Genomic DNA, 20,523 nt, shown 5'->3' on the forward strand with positions numbered 1-20,523 from the left:
CAATAATAAAAAATGAGCAAACAGTGACTTGTGCCGCTACCCCCCAAGGATAGACGGCATTTACAGGGACTCAGCTCAATATGGAGATCGTCCCCAAGTATTTCAAGGCGCGTGGCAGATTGCCGCAATCCAGGCTGTCCAACCAGTGCAAATCAGCCCAGCTGCGCAGCCAGGTAAACTGGCGCTTCGCCAATTGGCGCGTTGCGATGATGCCGCGCTCGCGCATTTCAGCTGACGTCAGCTTGCCATCCAGATGATCCCAGACTTGCCTGTAGCCTACAGCACGTATAGACGGCAACCCGACATGCAGGTCACTTCTCTTACGCAGGGCTACGACCTCATCTATGAACCCCTGTTCCAACATTTGTGTGAATCTTTGTGCAATCCGGTCATGCAGCACCTGGCGATTCGCTGGAGCGATGGCCAGATTGGCGACAGTATAGGGTAATTGCGGGCGTCCCGAAGCGGCTGCATCAGTACTTTGCGCAGATTGTCGCTGCCGATGGGCCGTCATGCTCAAGCCACTGACCCGATACACCTCCAGTGCCCGGCTCAATCGTTGCGGGTCATTGGGGTGAATCCGCGCCGCCGACTCCGGGTCGATACTTGCCAACTGTTCGTGCAGGGCTTGCCAACCCAGGCGCGCCGCCTGTTCCTCGATCTCGGCGCGAACCTCTGGGTCCGCCGCCGGCATATCCGCCAGGCCTTCGAGCAAAGCCTTGTAGTAGAGCATCGTACCGCCCACCAGCAGGGGGATTTTGCCGCGCGCGGTGATCTCGGCCATGGCCGCCAGAGCATCATGGCGGAATTCGGCCGCCGAATAGCTCTGTGCCGGGTCGAGGATATCGATCAGACGATGCGGAAACTGGGCCAGCAGCGCCTTCGAAGGCTTGGCGGTGCCGATGTCCATGCCCCGGTAAACCAGGGCGGAATCGACACTGATCAACTCGCAGGGCAGTACCTTGGTCAATTCGATGGCCAGATCGGTCTTGCCGGCCGCCGTGGGCCCCATCAGGAAAATCGCTGGTGGGAGGGTTTTCGAAGCTGTCATCAACGTCCGCGCAGGAAAAGTTTGTCCAGGTCATCAAGACCCAGTTGAGTCCAGGTCGGACGCCCATGGTTGCACTGGCCGCTGCGCTCGGTATTTTCCATATCCCGCAGCAAACCGTTCATTTCCGGCAGGGCCAGGCGCCGATTGGCGCGCACGGCACCATGACAGGCCATGGTTCCGAGCAATTCGTTCAGATGCGCCTGGATGCGATCGCTGGTGCCGTACTCCATCAGGTCTGCCAGCACATCCTGCACCAGCCGGTTGGCTTCGGCCTGCTTGAGCAGGGCCGGAATCTGGCGGATGGCGATACTTTCCGGCCCCAACCGTTGCAGTTCGAAGCCCAGGCGCTGAAACCAGACCGCGTGCTCCTCGGCACAGTCGGCCTCGCGCTGGCTCAGCGCCAGGGACTCGGGCACCAGCAGCGGCTGGCCACTGAGGCCCTCGCTGGCCATGGCGATCTTGAGCCGTTCGTACATGATTCGCTCGTGGGCGGCGTGCATATCCACAAGCACCAGGCCCTGGGCGTTCTCAGCGAGGATGTAGATGCCCTTGAGTTGTGCCAGGGCATAGCCCAGCGGCGGCACATCGCCCTGGCCTTCGGGCAGGGCCGGTACGCCCGCCTCGGGCAAGGGCGCGAAAAACTCGCGATAGACGCTTTGCGTCTCTGCGACTGGCGGCATCTGCGTCGATTGCGGACGATACTGATATTGATACCCGGCACCGGAACCCGATCCGGCAGCCGGTGTAGAAGGCGAAAATGGCTGGGACTGCGACTGCTCCAACAGGTTGGCGGCGAGGCGCATCTCCCCCTGCGGGCCGAACTCGCCCGCCTCGAGCCCCGTGGGACGGACGATCCCGGCTACCGCCGCAGGCGCCGCCAACTGGTCTTCCGGCCGCACATCGCCAAGGGCACGGTGCAGCGTGCCATAGAGGAAGTCGTGGACCATGCGCCCATCACGAAAACGCACCTCGTGCTTGGTCGGGTGCACGTTGACGTCGACCGCTGCCGGATCGACCTCCAGGAACAGCACGAAAGTCGGGTGCCGCCCGTTGAACAGCACGTCGCGATAGGCCTGGCGCACCGCGTGAGCCACCAGCTTGTCACGGACCGCACGGCCATTGACATAGAAATACTGCAAGTCGGCCTGGCTACGGGAGAAGGTCGGCAAACCGACCCAGCCCCACAAATGCAGGCCATTACGCTCGACGTCGATCGGCAGCGCCTGCTCGAGAAAGCCCGAACCGCAGACTGCCGCCACACGCCGGGCACGGGCCGCATCGTCATGGGCTTCGTGCAGGGCAAGAATGCCCTTGCCGTTGTGCCGCAGATGAAAGGCCACATCGAAGCGGGCCAGCGCCAGGCGCTTGATCACCTCTTGCAGGTGGTCGAACTCGGTTTTCTCGGCCTTGAGGAACTTGCGGCGAGCCGGGGTATTGAAAAACAGGTCGCGCACTTCCACCGACGTACCGACCGGGTGGGCCGCCGGCTGAACCCGGGCTTCCATCTCACGCCCTTCGGTTTCCACCTGCCAGGCCTGATCGGCGTCGCGGGTTCGCGAGGTCAGGGTCAGGCGGGCCACGGAGCTGATGGATGCCAGGGCCTCACCGCGAAAGCCCAGGCTCATCACCTGCTCAAGGTCTTCCAGATTGCGAATCTTGCTGGTGGCATGGCGCGCCAGGGCCAGCGGTAACTCTTCGGAGGAGATGCCACTGCCATCGTCGCGCACCCGCAGCAGCTTGACCCCAGCCTGTTCGACATCCACATCGATACGCCTGGCGCCGGAGTCGAGGCTGTTTTCCAGCAACTCCTTGATCACCGAAGCCGGCCGCTCGACCACCTCGCCCGCGGCAATCTGGTTGGCCAGACGCGGGCTGAGCAGCTCGATACGGGCGCGCTCGCTCACATTCGACTCGCTCATTGCTTGGCCGCCAATTCAGTGCCTGGAATGGTCAGGGTCTGACCCACCTTGAGTTCATCGCTGCTCAGACTGTTGACGCTGCGCAGGGTTGCCACCGACACCTGATAGCGCACAGCCAGCATCGCCAGCGTCTCGCCCGGCGCAACGCGATGATCACGCGGCCCCTGGGCGATCTTGCCGGAGTCGCGCAACCAGGCGATGTAGGTGCCCGGCGGCGGGTTCTGCTGGAAGAACTGGCGGATGCCGCTGCTGATGGACCGAGCCAGCGCCTGCTGGTGGTTGGTCGAGGCCAGCTTGGAGGCTTCGTTGGAGTTGGAAATGAACCCGGTTTCCACCAGGATCGACGGAATATCCGGCGATTTGAGCACCATGAAGCCCGCCTGCTCGACCCGCTGCTTGTGCAGGGGAGTGACCCGGCCAATATTGCTCAGCACCTTCTGCCCGACGTTCAGGCTGGAGGTCATGGACGCCGTCATCGACAGGTCCAGCAGCACGCCGGCAAGCATCTTGTCCTTGTCGTCGAGGCTGACGTTGCCAGCACCGCCGATCAGGTCGGAACGGTTTTCACTGTCGGCCAGCCAGCGCGCGGTCTCGGACGTCGCGCCGCGATCAGACAGGGCGAACACCGAAGCACCGAACGCGGCCGCCGACGGTGCGGCATCGGCGTGGATCGAGACGAACAGGTCCGCACCTTTCTTGCGGGCGATTTCAGTACGTCCGCGCAATGGAATGAAGTAGTCGCCGGTACGGGTCAGTTCGGCGCGATAGCCCTTCTGGCCATTGACCTGGCGCTGCAACTCACGGGCGATCGACAACACCACGTCTTTCTCGTGCTGGCCACGCGAGCCGGAGGCGCCCGGGTCTTCACCGCCGTGACCGGCATCGATCACCACAATGATATCGCGCTTGCCGGCAGGGGCCGGCGGCAGCTTGATCGCCGGCTCGGCTGGCGTCACGGGCACGGCTGGCAAGGTGGCCACGCTCGGCGTCGGATTGGAGGCAGGCGTCGGCGGCGGTGCCGCATCGGCCGGATTGTCGAACAGGTCAACCACCAGACGGTTGCCATACTGCGCATTCGGCGCCAGGGTGAAGCTCTTGGGAGTCACCGCTTTTTTCAGGTCGACCACCACCCGCAGGTCGGTCGGTGTGCGCTGGGCGGCACGTACGCTGGTGATCGGCGTGTTGGCGGTCGGCACGTTCAATGGTCCGGCCAAGGTCGCGCCATTGATGTCGATCACCAGGCGATCGGGTGCCGTCAGCGTGAAGACGCTGTGCTGGACCGAACCGGACAGGTCGAACACCAGCCGTGTGTTATCCGGGGCTCGCCACAGTCGAACACTTTTGACCTGTGTCGCCGCCACGGCATCCACGGTCAGTGCCGCAAACAACAATCCTGCGACTGCAAGCAACGCGCGAAAGCGCATACCAAACCCCATCTTCTATTTGAACTCCAATGCCAATGCGGCACACCAGGCATCGCCTCGCGGCCCTTGGGACAACAAACGCAGCGAACGCCCGCCATCCTGCGGGCTAATGGTAATGGTCAGGTCGGGCTTTGGCAAAAAGCCTGCCCCCTTGTCGGGCCATTCGATCAGGCACAGCGCATCGCCTGTGAAATAGTCGCGAATCCCCAGGTATTCAAGCTCTTCCGGATCGACCAGCCGGTACAGGTCAAAATGATACGCCCTGACTTCAGCGAATTCGTACGGCTCAACGAGCGTAAACGTCGGACTCTTGACCGCTCCGGTATGCCCAAGCCCGCGAATGATGCCCCGCGACAGCGTGGTCTTGCCGGCCCCCAGGTCGCCTTCGAGGAAGATCACCCCGACACCGCCGGTCACTTCGGCGATTTTCTGGCCAAACTCCACCATGCGCTGTTCATCAGGCAGTTGAAGGGTTAATTCAGGCACGGCGATTGTTCCTCCAACAACTGACGAATGACTGGAATCAGATCACTGGCCGCCAGCCCACGGCCTTTTTCACCTTGCAACTCACCCGCGCGGGCATGCAACCAGACGGCCAGGCAAGCCGCCTCGAACCCTGCCATGCCCTGGGCCCGCAACGCCCCGATCAAACCCGCCAGAACATCACCCAGCCCCGCCGTAGCCATTGCCGGGTGGCCATGATTACAGACCGAAACCCGCCCATCGGGCGCGGCAATCAGGCTGCCGGCGCCCTTGAGCACACAGACCGTCTGATATTTCGCCGCCAACGCGCGCACCACGCTGACCCGGTCGGCCTGCACCTGGGCGGTCGACACCCCCAGCAATCGCGCAGCTTCTGCAGGATGCGGCGTCATCACACTGTCGACCGGCAGGTGCGTCCCGCCCTGGGCCAGCAGGTTCAGCGCATCGGCATCCCAGACCTGCGCCACTGCGGTATTCGCCGCGACCGACAGCAGGCTGCGGCTCCAGGCGGACTGCCCGAGCCCCGGCCCGACCACCAGCACGCTGGCCTTCTGAAGCGTTGCCATCAACTGATTGGCCGACTCGACACCCAGCACCATCACTTCCGGCAGACGCGCCAGCGCTGCGACCACATGCTCGGCACGCGTCGCCAGTGACACCAGCCCGGCCCCACCACGCAAGGCGGTCTCGGCGCTGAGCAGGATCGACCCGCCAAAATGCCGGTCGCCACCGATCAGCAGGACATGCCCGAACTGGCCCTTGTGAGCGTCCGATTGACGCGCGGGAAGGCTCGGCAAGGTAGCGAGGGTCAGCGACTGAATATCGGGAAAAGGGGGTTTAGTTTGCGGCATGCGTCGTTCGGCTCCGATGTCTGGCAGAATTATACGCACCAAAGCCTAGGTTTCTCCCGTCTCATGCCTGTAAATAGCGTCGACCTTCCCGCCCTTGCCCACTCCATCAAACAATGGGCTCGCGAACTGGGCTTCCAGCAGGTCGGCATTGCGGGCCTGGAACTGGGTGAACATGAGCAGCATCTGCAACGCTGGCTCGATGCAGGCTATCACGGCGACATGGACTACATGGGCGCCCACGGCAGCAAACGCTCGCACCCGGACGAACTGGTCCCCGGCACGCTGCGGGTCGTCTCACTGCGCATGGACTACCTGCCGGGCGACACGCAGATGGTCCAGCGCCTGGCCGAACCGGAAAAAGCCTACGTCTCGCGCTACGCCCTTGGGCGCGATTACCACAAGCTGATCCGTAAACGCCTGCAGCAATTGGCCGAACGGATCCAGCAGGTGATCGGCCCCTTTGGTTATCGCGCCTTCGTCGACAGCGCCCCGGTCCTGGAAAAGGCCATCGCCGAACAGGCCGGTCTGGGCTGGATCGGCAAGAACACCCTGGTACTCAATCGCAAGGCCGGCAGCTACTTCTTTCTCGGCGAGCTGTTCGTCGACCTGCCGCTGCCGGTGGACGAGCCTCACGCAACGGAACATTGCGGACGCTGCACGGCGTGCATGGATATCTGTCCGACAGCCGCATTCGTCGGACCTTACATGCTGGACGCCCGACGCTGCATTTCCTACCTGACCATCGAACTCAAGACCGCTATCCCGGAAGAATTGCGACCCCTGATCGGCAACCGGGTATTCGGCTGCGACGACTGCCAGGTCGTCTGCCCCTGGAACCGTTTCGCCCGTCCGTCCGCCGAGAACGACTTCCAGCCCCGACACAGCCTGGATAATGCCGGGTTGGCAGAGCTGTTCCGCTGGGATGAAGAGACCTTCCTGAAAAACACCGAGGGTTCGCCGCTGCGCCGCGCCGGTTACGAACGCTGGTTGCGCAACCTGGCCGTCGGCCTGGGCAATGCACCGTCGACCATCGCAGTACTCGAGGCCCTCGACAGCCGGCGGGATTATCCGTCCGAGCTGGTCCAGGAACACGTGCAATGGGCCCTGCGCCAGCATGCAGAGCGGGCCGCCCCGTCCTGATCCCGTCAGGCCTCGTCGTTATAGACGAACTTGGGCATTTCCCAGTGAAACCGGATGGCCAACAGGCGCAGCAGGAAGCCGCCGAACAGCGTGATCAGCACCGCCTGCTCACTGGGCAGTTGCCAATAGGTGCAACCAAGAAAACACCAGGCGGCAGCGAAGGAGACGCTGGCATAGAGTTCACGACGGAACACCAGCGGGATGTCGTTGCAGAAGATATCCCGCAATACGCCACCAAAAACCCCGGTGATCACCCCACTGACCGATGCCACCATCATCCCCTGTCCCATCTCCAGGGCCGTCAGGCAGCCGATCAGCGTGAAAGCCACCAGCCCCAGGGCATCGAGCACCAGGAACAGCGAGCGCAAGTGGCGCATCAGCGGTGCGATGAACACCGTCACCAGGGCGGCGACCGAGGTCAGCACCAGGTATTCCGGGTGCTTGACCCAGGTCAGCGGATAATGCCCCAGCAATACATCACGGACCGAACCGCCGCCGAGGGCGGTGACGCAGGCGATCAGCACCACACCGAACCAGTCCATGCCGCGCCGCCCGGCTGACAAGGCGCCCGTCATGGCTTCGGCGGTAATGGCGACGAGGTAGAGCATCAGCAGCATGATGGCGGTCCGGGCAGGAGAAGGCGCGCAGTCTACTCATTTGGGCTGCGCACCAAAAGAGCGCAACCACGCCGCAACCGATCAGAACCTGATGAAGTGCTTGCGGTAGTGCTGCAGCTCGGCAATCGACTCGCGGATATCGTCCAGAGCCAGATGGGTACTGCCCTTCTGGAAGCTGTCACGCACTTCCGGCGCCCAGCGCGCCGCCAGCTCTTTCAGGGTGGAAACATCCAGGTTGCGGTAGTGGAAATAGCGTTCCAGGGACTTCATGTGGCGCGCGAGAAAGCGGCGGTCCTGGCAGATGCTGTTGCCACAGATCGGCGACTTGCCCTTGGGCACCCACTGTTCCAGAAAGGCAATGGTCTGCGCCTCGGCCTCGGCCATGCTGATGCGGCTATCGCGGACACGCTGGGTCAGACCCGAACCGCCATGCTGGCGAGTGTTCCACTCATCCATGCCGGCCAGGATTTCGTCGCTCTGGTGGATAGCGATCACCGGACCTTCGGCCAGGGTGTTCAGGTTGCTGTCGGTAACGATGGTGGCCATTTCGATGATCACATCGGTGTCCGGGTCGAGACCGGTCATCTCGAGGTCGATCCAGATGAGGTTCTGTGGATTTTGCATAGCGTGACTCCTCGGCATAGCCAAACAGTTTAGCGCAGGCTGCGCTTGCCGGGCGTGCTAAACTCGCGACCGCTTGACCCTCACCGACGATTCGACGATACGGAACACCAATGGCCAAACGCCAGCTCAACCGCCGCCAGAACTGGCGCATCGAAAAGATTCAGGGCGAACGCGCCGCACGCGCCGCCAAACGCGAATCACAGGCCGTGGACGCACTGGAGGGCGGCGACCTGGGACCCGAACAGACGGGCCTGGTGATTGCGCACTTCGGCGTGCAAGTCGAAGTCGAGGCGCTGGAAGGAGAACTCGCGGGTCAGGTCTTCCGTTGCCACCTGCGGGCCAACCTGCCAGCCCTGGTGACCGGCGACCGGGTGGTCTGGCGCGCCGGCAACCAGGGCATCGGCGTGATCGTCGCACAGCTGCCACGCAACACCGAGCTCAAGCGCCCGGACAGTCGTGGCCAGCTCAAACCCGTAGCGGCCAACGTCGACATGATCGTGATCGTCTTCGCCCCGCTGCCAGAACCCCATGCCAACCTGATCGACCGCTACCTGGTAGCCGCCGAGCATGCCGGCATTCGGCCGCTGCTATTGCTGAACAAGTTCGACTTGATCGATGAGCACAACGCCCCGGCCCTGAATGCCCTGTTGGCGGTCTATCGGCAACTGGGCTATCCGCTGCTGGAAGTATCGGCCCACCACGGCAACGGCATGGAGCAGCTCCAACAGCAGTTGGACGGACGCATCAGCGTATTCGTCGGCCAGTCCGGGGTCGGCAAGTCCTCGCTGGTCAACAGCCTGCTGCCGGAAGTGGAAACCCGCGTCGGCCCACTCTCCGAGCTGTCCGGCCAAGGTACTCACACCACCACCACCGCGCGCCTGTTCCACTTCCCGGGCGGCGGCGAACTGATCGACTCGCCGGGGATTCGCGAATTCGGCCTGGGCCATGTCAGCCGTGACGATGTCGAGGCCGGCTTCATCGAGTTCACCGACTTGCTCGGCACCTGCCGTTTCCGCGATTGCAAACATGACCGCGAACCCGGCTGCGCGCTGCTCAAGGCACTGGAAGATGGCCGTATCCAGCAGCAGCGGATGAACAGCTACCGCTCGATCATTGCCAGCCTGCCGCAAGACAGCTATTGAAGTCGCCAAAATGAAAAGGCCGCGATCATCGCGGCCTTTTCATTTGCGTCAGGAGCCAGTCTTGGGCTTGCCTGTCTCGTCCATCTTCAACGTGCCCTGTTCGAAGATATTCAAGCGTTGCCGGACCTCATGAGCCGGCAGCGGTTGCTTGTCCGCCGGTAGTGCATTCGGATCAGCCGGCGCAGCGTTCGATGCACCCGGTGCACCTGGTGCGCCGGGTGCAACGGGCGCGGCATCCGGCGTGGCTTCATCCGCGCCCTGCTCGCCCTCGATGGCTTTCTGGGCCTTCTTGGTCAGCACCACGATATCGATGCGGCGGTTGACCGGATTGAACGGATCAGCCTTGTCGAACAGTGCCGACGAGGCATAACCGACCACACGTGCCACTTGCGAGTCTGGATAGCGGCCAGCCACCAGGGCCCGACGCGCGGCGTTGGCACGGTTGGCCGACAGCTCCCAGTTACCGAAGTCGCCCGTACCGGAGTAAGGCTTGGCATCGGTATGACCGCTGATACTGACCTTGTTCGGCACTGCCTTGATGGTGTCGGCCATCGCCAGCAGGATGTCTTCGAAATAAGGCTTCAGGCGCGCACTGCCGGAGTCGAACATCGGCCGGTTTTCCGCGTCCATGATCTGGATGCGCAAACCGTCCGGAGTAATCTCGAACAGGATCTGGTCCTTGAATTTCTGCAGTTGCGGGCTTTCGTCGACCTTGTTCTGCAACTCTTGCAGCAACAGTTCCAGGCGCTCTTTCTCGACCTGCTCGGCCATGTTCTCCACCTGATCGGTGTCGACCGTGACCTTGTCCGGCTGCGGCTGGGACTTCACTTCCGGATTGAGCGTCTTGTCCGGCGCCAGCGTCGGCGAACCGCCCAGGTCGATGATGTAGGGCGTTCCGCTCTCGGAGAAACCGATCGGGTCCTTGAAGTAACCGGCGATGGCGATCTTCTGCTCCGGGGTCGCGGTGGACAGCAGCCACAACACCAGAAAGAACGCCATCATCGCTGTCGCGAAGTCGGCGAAGGCGATTTTCCAGGCACCGCCATGGTGCCCGCCGCCAAAGCGCTTGACGCGCTTGATGATGATCGGCTGATTATTCTCCATGACTCAGCGACCGCGAACCGCTTGTTCCAGCTCGGCGAAGCTCGGCCGGTGCTTCGGATAGAGAACCTTGCGCCCGAACTCCACCGCCAGGGATGGTGGCATGCCGGAAGCCGACGCGACCAGGGAGGCCTTGATCGCCTCGTAGACGTTCACCTCTTCCTTGGCATCGTGGGCCAGACATTGAGCCAGCGGCCCGAAGAAGCCGTAGGCGGCGAGAATACCGAAGAAGGTACCCACCAGTGCCGCACCCACGTGCATACCGATGGACTTCTGGTCGCCCTCCCCCAGGGAGGCCATGGTCACCACAATACCCAGTACCGCCGCAACGATACCGAAACCGGGCATGCCGTCAGCCACACCAGTGACGGCATGGGACGGATGTTCGAGTTCTTCCTTCATGCTCAACAGTTCCATGTCGAACAGGCCTTCCAGCTCGTGGGGAGCCATGTTGCCCGAGGACATGATACGCAGGTAGTCACAGATGAACGCGGTCATGCGCTCATCCTTGAGGACCGCGGGGTATTTGGCGAAGATCGGGCTGGCTGCGGCATCCTCGATGTCGCCCTCGATCGCCATCATCCCTTCGCGACGGCTCTTGTTGAGGATCTCGTAGATCAGCCCCAACACTTCCATGTAGAAGGCGTGGCTGAACCGCGAGCCGAACATGCCGAGGGATTTTTTGACCACGTGCATGGTCATATAGCCAGGGTTGGACTGCAGGAAAGCGCCCAGTGCAGCACCGCCGATGATCATCACCTCGAAGGGCTGGATCAGGGCCGCAATCTTGCCGTGGGAGAGCACGTATCCGCCGAGCACGCTCGCGAATACGACAATGATGCCGATGATTTTAGCCATAGAATGAGAGTACTTGTCGAGTCGGGTTCAAGGTCATATTCGGAAGTTAATAAATCTCTTCTTCTATTTATCGGCGAATCTGCGCCAGACTATAGCCAGTTCAGGCGAAAAGCCAGAAAACCGGCGGCGCATGGCTTGTGCAGCAGTGTCTGCGCCGCGCCGCCAGGCCCGTTCCAGGGCACCTCAACGGTGATGATCGCGCTTAATCATGACAAATGAAACGAATGCATCCAGTGCAAGACCGAACACCCTGCAAGGCTGGATCAAGCTGCTGCAGGGCGTGTGCCTGCCCGTCCCACAGGATAGTCATGACCGGGTCTGCCGGGCCATTGCCGACAGCCGCAGCTCGCTGCGCGACATCGCCGATTTAATGCAGGATAGCCCAGCCCTGGCGTTGAGCGTAATTTGCGAAGCCAACCACCACACCCAAGGCAGCATGAGCGAGCCGGCCGAGAACCTCGAGATCGCGATCAACCGCCTCGGCCTGAAACGCACCGCAGAACTGCTCGAGCGCCTGCCCGCGCGAATGCCGGAAGAAATCCCGGTCGCTCTGCGTCAGTTGCAGTTGATCAGCCAGCACGCCAGCCAACAGGCCAACGGTCTGTTCGCCGCACGCCTGGCCAGGCTCTGGCAGGACATCCACTGGGGTAGTCTGCTGTTCCTCGCGCCACTCTGGCCACTGGCACTGACCCACCCCAAGCTGCTCGAAGCCTGGGAGTTGCGGGTGCTGCAAAAACACGAACCGGCCGGCAGGGTTGAACGAGAGCTGTTCGGTGTGCGCCTGCTGGAGCTGTGCCAGGCCATGGCCGAGTTCTGGCGCCTACCGGTGTGGGTGACCCAGGGCTATCAAGTGTTACTGAACGAGCGCAAGACCCTCGCCAGGGTGATGCACATCGCCCGCGACAATAATCAGCGCCTGCGCCAGCAGCAGCAACTGGATGCCGATCCGGACCTGCGCCGCTGGCTGAACCAGCCCGCCAACACCGTGCTGCTGGCCAATGGTCTGGCCCTGGCGGCGCAACAGGCCTGGAACGGCCCTCATTGCCTGCGCTGGCAATACCTGTCGAGCCTCTATCTGCAGCAACCCATGAGCGAGCTGCAGCAGCAGATCCACCAGCAAGCGGCCCAGAGTGCCAACCAGCATTCGATGCAGGACCTGTGGCACCCGGCCGAGGCGCTGATCTGGCCCTGGCATGTGCGCCGCCTGCATGCCGACCAAGTGCCAGCCGCTGCCCCCAGCGCCGAAGCAATGGTCATCTGGCGTCGGCACTGCGCACAACTGCTGGCCGAACCCAGCCGGTTCAGCAATGCCATGCACCTGACCACCGTGGCCCGCGATGCGCTGGTGGCCTGTGGCCTGCGCCGGGTGATGATCCTGATGACCGACCGCAGCCGCACCGCCCTGCGCGTCAACCAGACCGCCGGCCTGCCGGCGCAAGCGAGCAACCTGACACTGCAACTGGCCAAGAGCCCCCTGCTGCAACGCCTGATGAGCCAACCGGCACAGGTGCGCCTGTCGCCGGCCAACGCCGCACAATTCCGGGCCCTGCTGCCCAATAGCCTGCGGGCAGAGTTCCCCGGCGAACACCTGCTGTTGCGCTCGCTGAGCAACAATGGCCGAGTGGTGATGGTGGTCCTGGGCGACCAGGACGGCGTGCCGTTTTCGGAAATCACCGTGCAAGCCTTCGGCAAGACCGTGCACTGTATCGAAAAGGCCCTGCACGCCTTTACCAACCGCAGTGCCTGAAGCTTGCGCTACAATCCCCCCCTTTGCATCCAGGAGACCTCACATGCCTGACTTCTCTGGCTTGCCGCTGGTGATCGAGCCCAGCGACCTGCTGCCACGTCTCGGCACCCCCGGGCTGATCCTGGTGGACCTGACCAGCAGCGCCCGCTACAGCGCCGGGCACATCCCCGGCGCCCGTTTCGTCGATCCCAAGCGCACCCAACTGGGCCAGCCGCCGGCGCCCGGGCTGATGCCATCGCAAGACGCGCTCCAAGCGCTGTTCGGCGAACTGGGGCATGACCCGGAAGCGGTCTACGTGGTCTACGACGATGAAGGCGGCGGCTGGGCCGGGCGTTTCATCTGGCTGCTGGATGTCATTGGCCATCGCCGCTACCACTACCTCGACGGCGGCCTGCTGGCGTGGCTGGACGAAGGCCTGCCCGTGTCCGAAGACATCCCGGCAGCCGTTGGCGGCCCGGTTGCCCTGACCCTGCACGAAGAACCCACTGCGACCCGCGACTACCTGTTGTCGCGCCTCGGCGCGGCCGACCTGGCGATCTGGGACGCCCGTGGACCGCTGGAGTATTGCGGCGAGAAAGTCCTCGCCGCCAAGGGTGGGCACATCCCCGGCGCGGTCAACTTCGAATGGACCGCCGGCATGGACAAGGCACGCAGCCTGCGCATCCGCAAAGACATGGCAGCGATCCTAGACAGCCTGGGGATCACTCCGGACAAGGAAGTGATCACCCATTGCCAGACTCACCACCGCTCCGGCTTCACCTATCTGGTGGCCAAGGCGCTCGGTTATCCGCGCGTCAAAGGCTACGCCGGCTCCTGGGGCGAATGGGGCAACCACCCCGACACCCCCGTAGAGATTTGAGATTCACAAGGACCCTTGATGAAAAAGCGCTTGTTCATCCTCAGCCAATACCTGCTGCCTCACCACCTGCTGTCACGCCTGGCCGGCTGCATTGCCGAATGTCGCGTACGCTGGTTCAAGAACGCCTTCACCGCCTGGTTCGCCAAGCGTTACCAGGTGGACATGTCCCAGGCTCTGGTGGAAGACCTCACCGCCTACGAACACTTCAACGCCTTCTTCACCCGCGCGCTGAAAGACGGTGCCCGTCCGCTCGACCCGACACCGGGAGCGATCCTTTGCCCGGCCGACGGCGCCGTCAGCCAGCTCGGTCCGATCGAGCACGGTCGGATCTTCCAGGCCAAGGGCCACAGCTTCAGCGCCCTTGAACTGCTGGGCGGCGACGCCACGCTCGCCGCACCCTTCATGGGGGGCGAGTTCGCGACCATCTATCTGTCGCCCAAGGACTACCATCGGGTACACATGCCGCTGGCCGGCACCTTGCGCGAGATGGTCTACGTGCCAGGCCGCCTGTTCTCGGTCAACCAGACCACCGCCGAAAACGTCCCGGAACTGTTCGCCCGCAACGAGCGCGTCGTCTGCCTGTTCGATACCGAGCGCGGGCCAATGGCCGTGGTGCTGGTCGGCGCGATGATCGTCGCTTCGGTCGAAACCGTCTGGGCCGGGCTGGTGACGCCGCCCAAACGCGAACTCAAGACCGTCCGCTACGACGAGGCCGCCCGTGCGCCCATCCATCTGGAGAAGGGCGCCGAACTCGGACGTTTCAAGCTGGGTTCGACCGCCATCGTGCTGTTCGGCCCCGACCAGGTGAAGTGGGCCGAAAACCTGACCGCCGGTTCGACCGTGGCCATGGGCCAGGGTCTGGGCCTGCCCAAGGACGCCTGATAAGGTGCAGGCCTCGCGGTTTTGAGCCAGCTCAGGACCGCGAGGCAAAACCCGGACAATCGGTCGCAACAAGATCCGACCGACAACGATGCACCTCTCCCCTATTACTGCTAGAGTCGTGGCATTATATTGCCACCAATTTTTTGTCACCTTGCCGATGGATGATGCACGTTTTCTTTGCTGGAGCTGGCCCGTTAGATGAGCAATCCGAGCCCCCATCTGTTGTTGCGCGCGCCAACGCCTACCCAGTTGAGCCTGTCATTCTGCGATGGAACACCGCGTGACCTGAAACGCTGGATCGCCGAGCTGCCCAAAGCCAACCTCGGAGAGACCGCACGCCTGCTGTACCAGGCGCTGGGCGAACTCAACCAGTTGCTCACTCCCAGCGAAAACCGCCTGCAGTTGCTCGAACTGATACGCCCCGAGGTGTATTACGTCTGCAAGCACCTGGAGCGACACTTTCTCAATCAGTCAGTCGTGCTCGACGAGCGTCCGCGCAAGGTCGCCAACCTTTGCCAGGCCCTGCAGAACCACCTCGCCATCGGCTACAAGCAGATCGCGATGCGCATCGCTACCAAGTTCAGCAAGGAACGCCTCGGGCTGATGACGACAGCCATACAGCGCGCCCTGCACTGCCTCAATGGCCCGCTGATCCGCGCCAGCCAGTTGTACTGCCCGGTGCCGGAAAGCCTGTGGTTCGAAGTGCATCAGCTCTACCAGATCGCAATCGCCCACCAGGTGCAGAACAACCCGGTGCGTGATGAGCTGGCCAACCAGACCCAATCCCTGACCATCGAGCAGACCTACATCGTCGCGCTGCTGCTGGGCTGTTCGCGCTGCAATCAGATGCGCCAGAACAACATCGCCCGGCTGGCGGAAGTCCTCGAACCGTGGAGCGTGCTGGTAAAACTGCAGAACGCCAGCCTGCCGTCGAGCCTGTTTGCCGTAGCCCCGGCCACCGACACCCCACCACGCTATACCTCGCAGTTTCCTGCCGAACAACTGTCGGGGCTGCTGGGTATCGATACCGGGGCACTGGTCGAGTCCATGAAGGAGTACCTTGAGCTGCCCGCCGACCGACGGGGTCAATCGCGCCTGTTGGTACCCGGCAGCTTGAGCCTGGATACCCTGCAACACCTCTGCGCCGCCTGGGGCGAGGCAGCCGAACGAAGCTTCCAGCGTACGCCGGGACAAGGTGAACTGACGCTGTGCATCGGCATGAGTGCCCTGCATTTCTACCTGGGCGGGCAACGTTCCTTCAGCGAAATTCTCAAGCGTCCGACCGCCAGCAGCACCGCACACTTCGCCGCGCAGATGGTCAACCGCGCGGAAAAGGACAGTTGGGTCCTGGCCTTCGATGCCGAACGCCATGGCAGTGCCGATACGCTGCTGCCCTACGAGGAAATCCAATATCACCCAACGGAGGCCGACGTCAGCCAGGCGGCCGCCAACAGTGCCGAAGACTTCCCGACCTTCGCCCTGCAGATCATCAACCATAGCCCTGGCGGCTACTGCCTCGCCTGGCCAAGGGAAGTGCCCAGCCAGTTGCAGGCGGGAGAACTGGTCGGCATCCAGGACACGACGTCCCAGGGCTGGAGCGTCGCGGTGGTCCGCTGGATTCGCCAGGTCCGCAGTGGCGGAACGCAGATGGGCATCGAGCTGATCGCCCCCCATGCCCAGCCCTGCGGCCTGCAACTGGTACGCAACAGCGAGGAGGCCAGCCAGTACTTGCGGGCCCTGTTGTTGCCGGAGATCAGTGCCATTGGCGTGCCCGCGACCCTCTTGGCGCCGCGCCTGCCGTTCCAGGAAGGCCACAAGGTGATGATCAACACCAATGGCGAGGAGCGTCGCGCCGGGCTGAATAACCGAAAGGCCAGCACCGGCAGCTTCAATCAGTTCGAGTATCGCCTGTTCGAACAGCCGGTGGCGGTCAGGAACGAAGCGACTGCAGGCGGCGCTGGCGCCGAGGAAGATTTCGGCTCACTGTGGAAGACGCTCTAGCGGCCGGTGCGGCTGATTCGCACACTCAACCCGGAGCCTGGGAGAGGATCCTGCCGGGGTAGGCCTGGGTCGGACTGCCCCAACCCACCTCCCCCGACAAAGACCGGCAATCACTTGCGGCCGTGGCGATCCTGCATGCCCAGCAAGTACAGCACTCCATCCAGTCCGAGCGTGCTGATCACCTGCCTGGCCGACTTGCGCACCAGCGGCTTGGCCCGAAACGCGACGCCCAACCCGGCAATCGCCAGCATCGGCAAGTCGTTGGCACCATCACCCACGGCAATGGTCTGCTCCAGGCTCAAGCCCTCCTTGGTCGCCAGCTCACGCAGCAGGTCGGCCTTGCGCTGGGCATCGACAATCGGCTCGATCGCGACACCCGTGCACTTGCCGTCCACCACTTCCAGCTCGTTGGCGAACACATAGTCGATACCCAGCTTCGCCTGCAACTGCCGGGCAAAGTAGGTGAAGCCGCCCGAGAGAATGGCGGTCTTGTAGCCCAGGCGCTTGAGCTCGGCAAAGAGGACTTCAGCGCCTTCGGTCAGACGCAACGAAGCACCGATCGAGTCGAGCACACTGACATCCAGCCCCTTGAGCAAGGCCAGGCGCTCCTTGAAGCTGGCCCGGAAGTCCAGTTCACCCGCCATCGACCGCTCGGTGATCGCCGACACCTGTTCACCAACGCCGGCAGCCTTGGCCAGTTCGTCGATGACTTCGGCCTCGATCAGCGTGGAGTCCATATCGAACACCGCCAGGCGTCGATTGCGACGGAACAGCGAGTCCTCCTGGAAAGCGACATCGATGTTCAGTTCCTGGGCCAAGCCAAGAAACTCGGCACGCAGCGCCTGTGGATCAGACGCCTCGCCCAGCACCGAGAACTCGATGCAGGCCTTGCTCAAGCCGGCCGGAGCGTCCAACGGCACACGTGCCGACAGACGGTCGATACGCTCGATGTTCAGACCATGCTGCGCAGTAACGGCACTGACCCGCTGCAGTTGCTCGGCAGTCACCTTGCGGCTCAGCAGGGTGACGATATGACGGTCCTTGCCCTCGCTGTCGACCCAACGCCGATAGTCATCTTGCGACACCGCGCTGAAGCGCACCTGCTGGCCCAGCCCGGTGGCAGTGGACTGCACCTGCTGCAGCACCGGGGCCTGCTCGCCGCCAGGAACCTCGACCAGGATGCCGAACGACAGGGTGTCATGGATAACCGCCTGACCGATGTCGAGAATGTTCACACCACCTTGCGCCAGTACGCCGGTAATGGCTGCGGTGAGACCCGGACGGTCTCCACCTGTGATGTTAATCAGGACGATTTCGCGCAAAGCGCACCCCCGCTCGTTAAAAAAGTCGCATTCTACCCACTTTCAGTGACCATCGGCACCGCCAGCGCTTTGCCGGCCTAGGGCCTCTCGCTATACTGCGCGTCAACTTCACAGACAAAAGAGCCGCGCTCAGTGAACCGGCCCACGCCAGTCAAACCTGATAACTTCTTCCTGCTGATATTCCGGGCATTGCGTCACCGCCGGGTACCGATTGCATTACGCATTGCCAGCCACAACGTGATTCTCGTCGCGCTGGCGCTGGTCATCTATGCCTGCGTAATGGGATTGCAGTTCAAGGAAGCCATGCACCAGCAGGCCGATGCCCTTGGCCAGAGCCTGACCACCCAGACCGCCACGTCAGCGACCGAGCTGCTGGTGTCCAACGACATCCTCAGCCTCAACGTGCTGCTCAACAACCTGACGAAAAACCCGCTGGTAGCCCACGCGGCGATCTACAGCGTCGACAACCGGATCCTCGCCGAAGCTGGCCAACGTCCGAAGAGCGGCCTGCTGGGCGAAACCGAAGGGGTCTACCAGACCAAGATCACCTTCCAGGATGTGACCGCCGGCAACCTGCGGATCAGCCTGGACATGGCCCAGTTCCAACAGCCGATGACCATCAGCCTGCAAAGCATGGGCATCCTCAGCGCTATCCTGCTGGCGCTGGCACTGGCCCTGAGCCTGCGCCTGGGCCGGCATATCTCGACGCCGCTGCTGCAGTTGCGGGTCTGGCTGCGGGACATGGACGAACACACACCGGCAACTCGCCGCCAGGACGAGATCGGCGACCTTGCCCGCCAGTTGCATTCGCGTTTTGCCCCGGTGAAACCGGAGCCCGAGCCTGAGCCGGAAATCGACTACGACGACAGCGACTACGAAGAAGACGAGCCCGCCGGACAAGGCTTCCAGGTTCGCAACCTGCGCGATCCGAGCTTCGACACCGGCGCAACAACGGCGCCTGCCAAGCTCGCCGCACGACCGATGCCGCGCCCGGTGGACAACGAGCTGGACCTGGACGACGAGGAAGATCCGTTCGCCGATCTGCGTGACCGCCCGCAAGGTTCGAGCGCCGCCGTGGCAAAACCGACAGCTCCCGCGCAGCCCCAGCACAGCGCGGTGCTGGCCGTGCAACTGGGTGCACAGGACCAATTGCGGCGCCTGCCCAAGGCTCGCCTGACCGAGCTGCTGGAGCGTTATCGCGACTGCCTCGACCAGGCGGCCTCGCTGTATCAGAGTGAATTGCACACCCTGAACGACGGCAGCACGCTGATGCTGTTCCACACCGAGGACAGCGGCGACGACTACCTGACCAACGCTATCTGCTGCGGCGAGTTGCTCAGGGCGCTGGGCCATCAGTTGCAGATCGAAGTGGCCGACAGTGGCATCACCCTGCAACTGCAATTGGGCCTGACCCTGGGCGACGAATTGTTCGGCGTCAGCCAGATCGACCTGCTGCTGACCGAAGCGGCCCAGGACGCCCTGGCACTGTCACAACACAGCCGTAACCTGCTGCTGGTGGAACGGCAGATCAGCGATGAGCCGTTGATTCGCCAGCGTGCCCGCATTCGACCGATTGCCAGCCCCGAAGGCGCCTGCTGCGTAGAGCGCCTGATGGAACCTTATCCATCGCTGCTGGAACGGCAACTGGCGCGAATGCACGAGAGCAGCAAGTAATGTGAAGGTGTTCGGCGACAACAAAAAGCCCGCAACGAGTGCGGGCTTTTTGTTGTCTGGCGATGGCCTCAGAAACGGAACACTTCCATATCCGTGCGGATCGGCGTAGCCATCGGGATCTTCGGTTTCTCAGGCTCGGCCTGCCGGGCCGGGGTCGGCGCTGCCTGCTTGGTGCGAACCTCGGCGACCGGCGGCTGGTTGGCCAACGGCTTGAGCGCCACGCTCAACTGCTCGGCCAGGCGTTGCAGCAGCTCTCCCTGTGCCTGGACCTGCGCCGCCGAAGTGCCGGCATGCTGCTGTTCCAAGTGGACGATACGGTTGTCGCGCACCTGGCCACGACGGTCCAGCAGGCGCCACTGGGCGTCCAGAATCGCCGGCTGCTTGGCCCCGGAATCCAACCGAGTGATCGACAGCAGCACCTGAACGTCCGGTGTCGCCCCGGCCGTTGCCGGCGACAGCACGACCCGCTGACTGTCCAGGCGCCAGGCCAGTTGCCGTACCAGCAACTGATTGATGTCCGAAGACAGGCTGCCGGCCCAGCGACCATCGGTCGCTGCTGTCAGGCTGCCATCCGGCTGGCGTTGCAGCAGGGTTTCGCGTTGCAGGTAATCGGCCAGGGAAACAGGGCCCAGTACCACGAACATGCCCGCGCTTTGTTGAGGTTGGCCCGGCGTGCCACTGTCAAGCTGATACAAGGAAACCGGTTGGTGAACGCTGCAGCCGGCCAAACCGAGCACGCCGGTGAGCAGCAACATTAAAGGAAGGCGCAGAACAGTCATCATCCCATCCAGGTGGCCACCACACGGTAGGCCACAGTCTGATCCAGAA

18 protein-coding genes are annotated in these 20,523 nt (G+C 63.0%); 7 read left to right on the forward strand and 11 right to left on the reverse strand.

Annotated features, from left to right (window positions below):
* Positions 1-70: 70 nt before the first annotated feature.
* Genes miaA through BLU37_RS04630 form a run of 5 tightly spaced genes read right to left on the reverse strand, consistent with a single transcriptional unit; the run spans position 71 to position 5,728 of the window.
* Entirely contained in the window at positions 71-1,051 is a 981-nt protein-coding gene (miaA, locus tag BLU37_RS04610; RefSeq protein WP_090202650.1) for a tRNA (adenosine(37)-N6)-dimethylallyltransferase MiaA, read from the reverse strand.
* Positions 1,051-2,955, reverse strand: a complete 1,905-nt coding sequence (gene mutL, locus BLU37_RS04615) for a DNA mismatch repair endonuclease MutL (protein ID WP_172833086.1) — start codon at positions 2,953-2,955, stop codon at positions 1,051-1,053. The genes miaA and mutL overlap by 1 nt, the downstream gene beginning before the upstream one ends.
* 11 nt (positions 2,956-2,966) lie before the next feature.
* Complete coding sequence (locus BLU37_RS04620) at positions 2,967-4,406, reverse strand: N-acetylmuramoyl-L-alanine amidase (protein WP_197678404.1); 1,440 nt, start codon at positions 4,404-4,406, stop codon at positions 2,967-2,969.
* Positions 4,407-4,409: 3 nt separating this feature from the next.
* Positions 4,410-4,880: a tRNA (adenosine(37)-N6)-threonylcarbamoyltransferase complex ATPase subunit type 1 TsaE gene (gene tsaE / locus BLU37_RS04625; RefSeq protein WP_010450468.1), complete on the reverse strand. Its 471-nt coding sequence runs from the start codon at positions 4,878-4,880 to the stop codon at positions 4,410-4,412.
* Positions 4,868-5,728 carry an NAD(P)H-hydrate dehydratase gene (locus tag BLU37_RS04630; RefSeq protein ID WP_090202657.1) on the reverse strand — a complete coding sequence of 287 codons (861 nt, stop codon included), beginning with the start codon at positions 5,726-5,728 and terminating at the stop codon, positions 4,868-4,870. The genes tsaE and BLU37_RS04630 overlap by 13 nt, the downstream gene beginning before the upstream one ends.
* Positions 5,729-5,791: 63 nt before the next feature.
* On the opposite strand from BLU37_RS04630, the gene queG reads away from it, so the two are divergent.
* Positions 5,792-6,868, forward strand: a complete 1,077-nt coding sequence (gene queG, locus BLU37_RS04635; protein ID WP_090210899.1) for a tRNA epoxyqueuosine(34) reductase QueG — start codon at positions 5,792-5,794, stop codon at positions 6,866-6,868.
* Positions 6,869-6,873: 5 nt separating this feature from the next.
* Here the strand turns inward: queG and BLU37_RS04640 are convergent, their stop codons facing one another.
* Together BLU37_RS04640 and orn are read right to left on the reverse strand one after the other, a co-directional pair.
* Positions 6,874-7,488, reverse strand: a complete 615-nt coding sequence (locus tag BLU37_RS04640) for a trimeric intracellular cation channel family protein (protein WP_172833087.1) — start codon at positions 7,486-7,488, stop codon at positions 6,874-6,876.
* A 78-nt stretch (positions 7,489-7,566) separates the two neighbouring features.
* On the reverse strand, positions 7,567-8,109 hold the full coding sequence (orn, locus tag BLU37_RS04645; protein WP_029532951.1) for an oligoribonuclease: 543 nt from the start codon (positions 8,107-8,109) through the stop codon (positions 7,567-7,569).
* 110 nt (positions 8,110-8,219) lie between these two features.
* Between orn and rsgA the strand changes: the two genes are divergently transcribed.
* Positions 8,220-9,251, forward strand: a complete 1,032-nt coding sequence (rsgA, locus tag BLU37_RS04650; RefSeq protein WP_010450459.1) for a small ribosomal subunit biogenesis GTPase RsgA — start codon at positions 8,220-8,222, stop codon at positions 9,249-9,251.
* Between the two features lie 48 nt (positions 9,252-9,299).
* On the opposite strand, the gene motB is transcribed toward rsgA, so the two are convergent.
* The gene (motB, locus tag BLU37_RS04655) at positions 9,300-10,355 is read right to left on the reverse strand and encodes a flagellar motor protein MotB (protein WP_010450457.1); all 1,056 of its coding nucleotides are present in this window, start codon (positions 10,353-10,355) and stop codon (positions 9,300-9,302) included.
* A 3-nt stretch (positions 10,356-10,358) separates the two neighbouring features.
* The gene (motA, locus tag BLU37_RS04660; protein WP_010450455.1) at positions 10,359-11,210 is read right to left on the reverse strand and encodes a flagellar motor stator protein MotA; all 852 of its coding nucleotides are present in this window, start codon (positions 11,208-11,210) and stop codon (positions 10,359-10,361) included.
* 208 nt (positions 11,211-11,418) lie between these two features.
* Between motA and BLU37_RS04665 the strand changes: the two genes are divergently transcribed.
* The 4 genes from BLU37_RS04665 to BLU37_RS04680 all read left to right on the forward strand — a co-directional run bounded on the left by BLU37_RS04665 (position 11,419) and on the right by BLU37_RS04680 (position 16,699).
* Complete coding sequence (locus BLU37_RS04665; RefSeq protein ID WP_090202663.1) at positions 11,419-12,957, forward strand: HDOD domain-containing protein; 1,539 nt, start codon at positions 11,419-11,421, stop codon at positions 12,955-12,957.
* A gap of 43 nt (positions 12,958-13,000) precedes the next feature.
* Positions 13,001-13,816, forward strand: coding sequence for a rhodanese-like domain-containing protein (locus BLU37_RS04670; protein WP_090202666.1), 816 nt, complete (start codon positions 13,001-13,003; stop codon positions 13,814-13,816).
* An 18-nt stretch (positions 13,817-13,834) separates the two neighbouring features.
* Positions 13,835-14,698, forward strand: coding sequence for an archaetidylserine decarboxylase (asd, locus tag BLU37_RS04675; protein ID WP_010450450.1), 864 nt, complete (start codon positions 13,835-13,837; stop codon positions 14,696-14,698).
* A gap of 198 nt (positions 14,699-14,896) precedes the next feature.
* The gene (locus BLU37_RS04680) at positions 14,897-16,699 is read left to right on the forward strand and encodes a molecular chaperone (RefSeq protein WP_090202669.1); all 1,803 of its coding nucleotides are present in this window, start codon (positions 14,897-14,899) and stop codon (positions 16,697-16,699) included.
* A gap of 110 nt (positions 16,700-16,809) precedes the next feature.
* On the opposite strand, the gene serB is transcribed toward BLU37_RS04680, so the two are convergent.
* Complete coding sequence (gene serB, locus BLU37_RS04685) at positions 16,810-18,021, reverse strand: phosphoserine phosphatase SerB (protein WP_090202673.1); 1,212 nt, start codon at positions 18,019-18,021, stop codon at positions 16,810-16,812.
* A gap of 132 nt (positions 18,022-18,153) precedes the next feature.
* Between serB and BLU37_RS04690 the strand changes: the two genes are divergently transcribed.
* Positions 18,154-19,695, forward strand: coding sequence for an AhpA/YtjB family protein (locus BLU37_RS04690; protein ID WP_090202678.1), 1,542 nt, complete (start codon positions 18,154-18,156; stop codon positions 19,693-19,695).
* Between the two features lie 68 nt (positions 19,696-19,763).
* Here the strand turns inward: BLU37_RS04690 and BLU37_RS04695 are convergent, their stop codons facing one another.
* Positions 19,764-20,477, reverse strand: a complete 714-nt coding sequence (locus BLU37_RS04695) for a PqiC family protein (RefSeq protein WP_172832999.1) — start codon at positions 20,475-20,477, stop codon at positions 19,764-19,766.
* Positions 20,478-20,523 lie beyond the last annotated feature (46 nt).

Source organism: Pseudomonas asplenii (assembly GCF_900105475.1).
Taxonomy (GTDB): Bacteria; Pseudomonadota; Gammaproteobacteria; order Pseudomonadales; family Pseudomonadaceae; genus Aquipseudomonas; species Aquipseudomonas asplenii.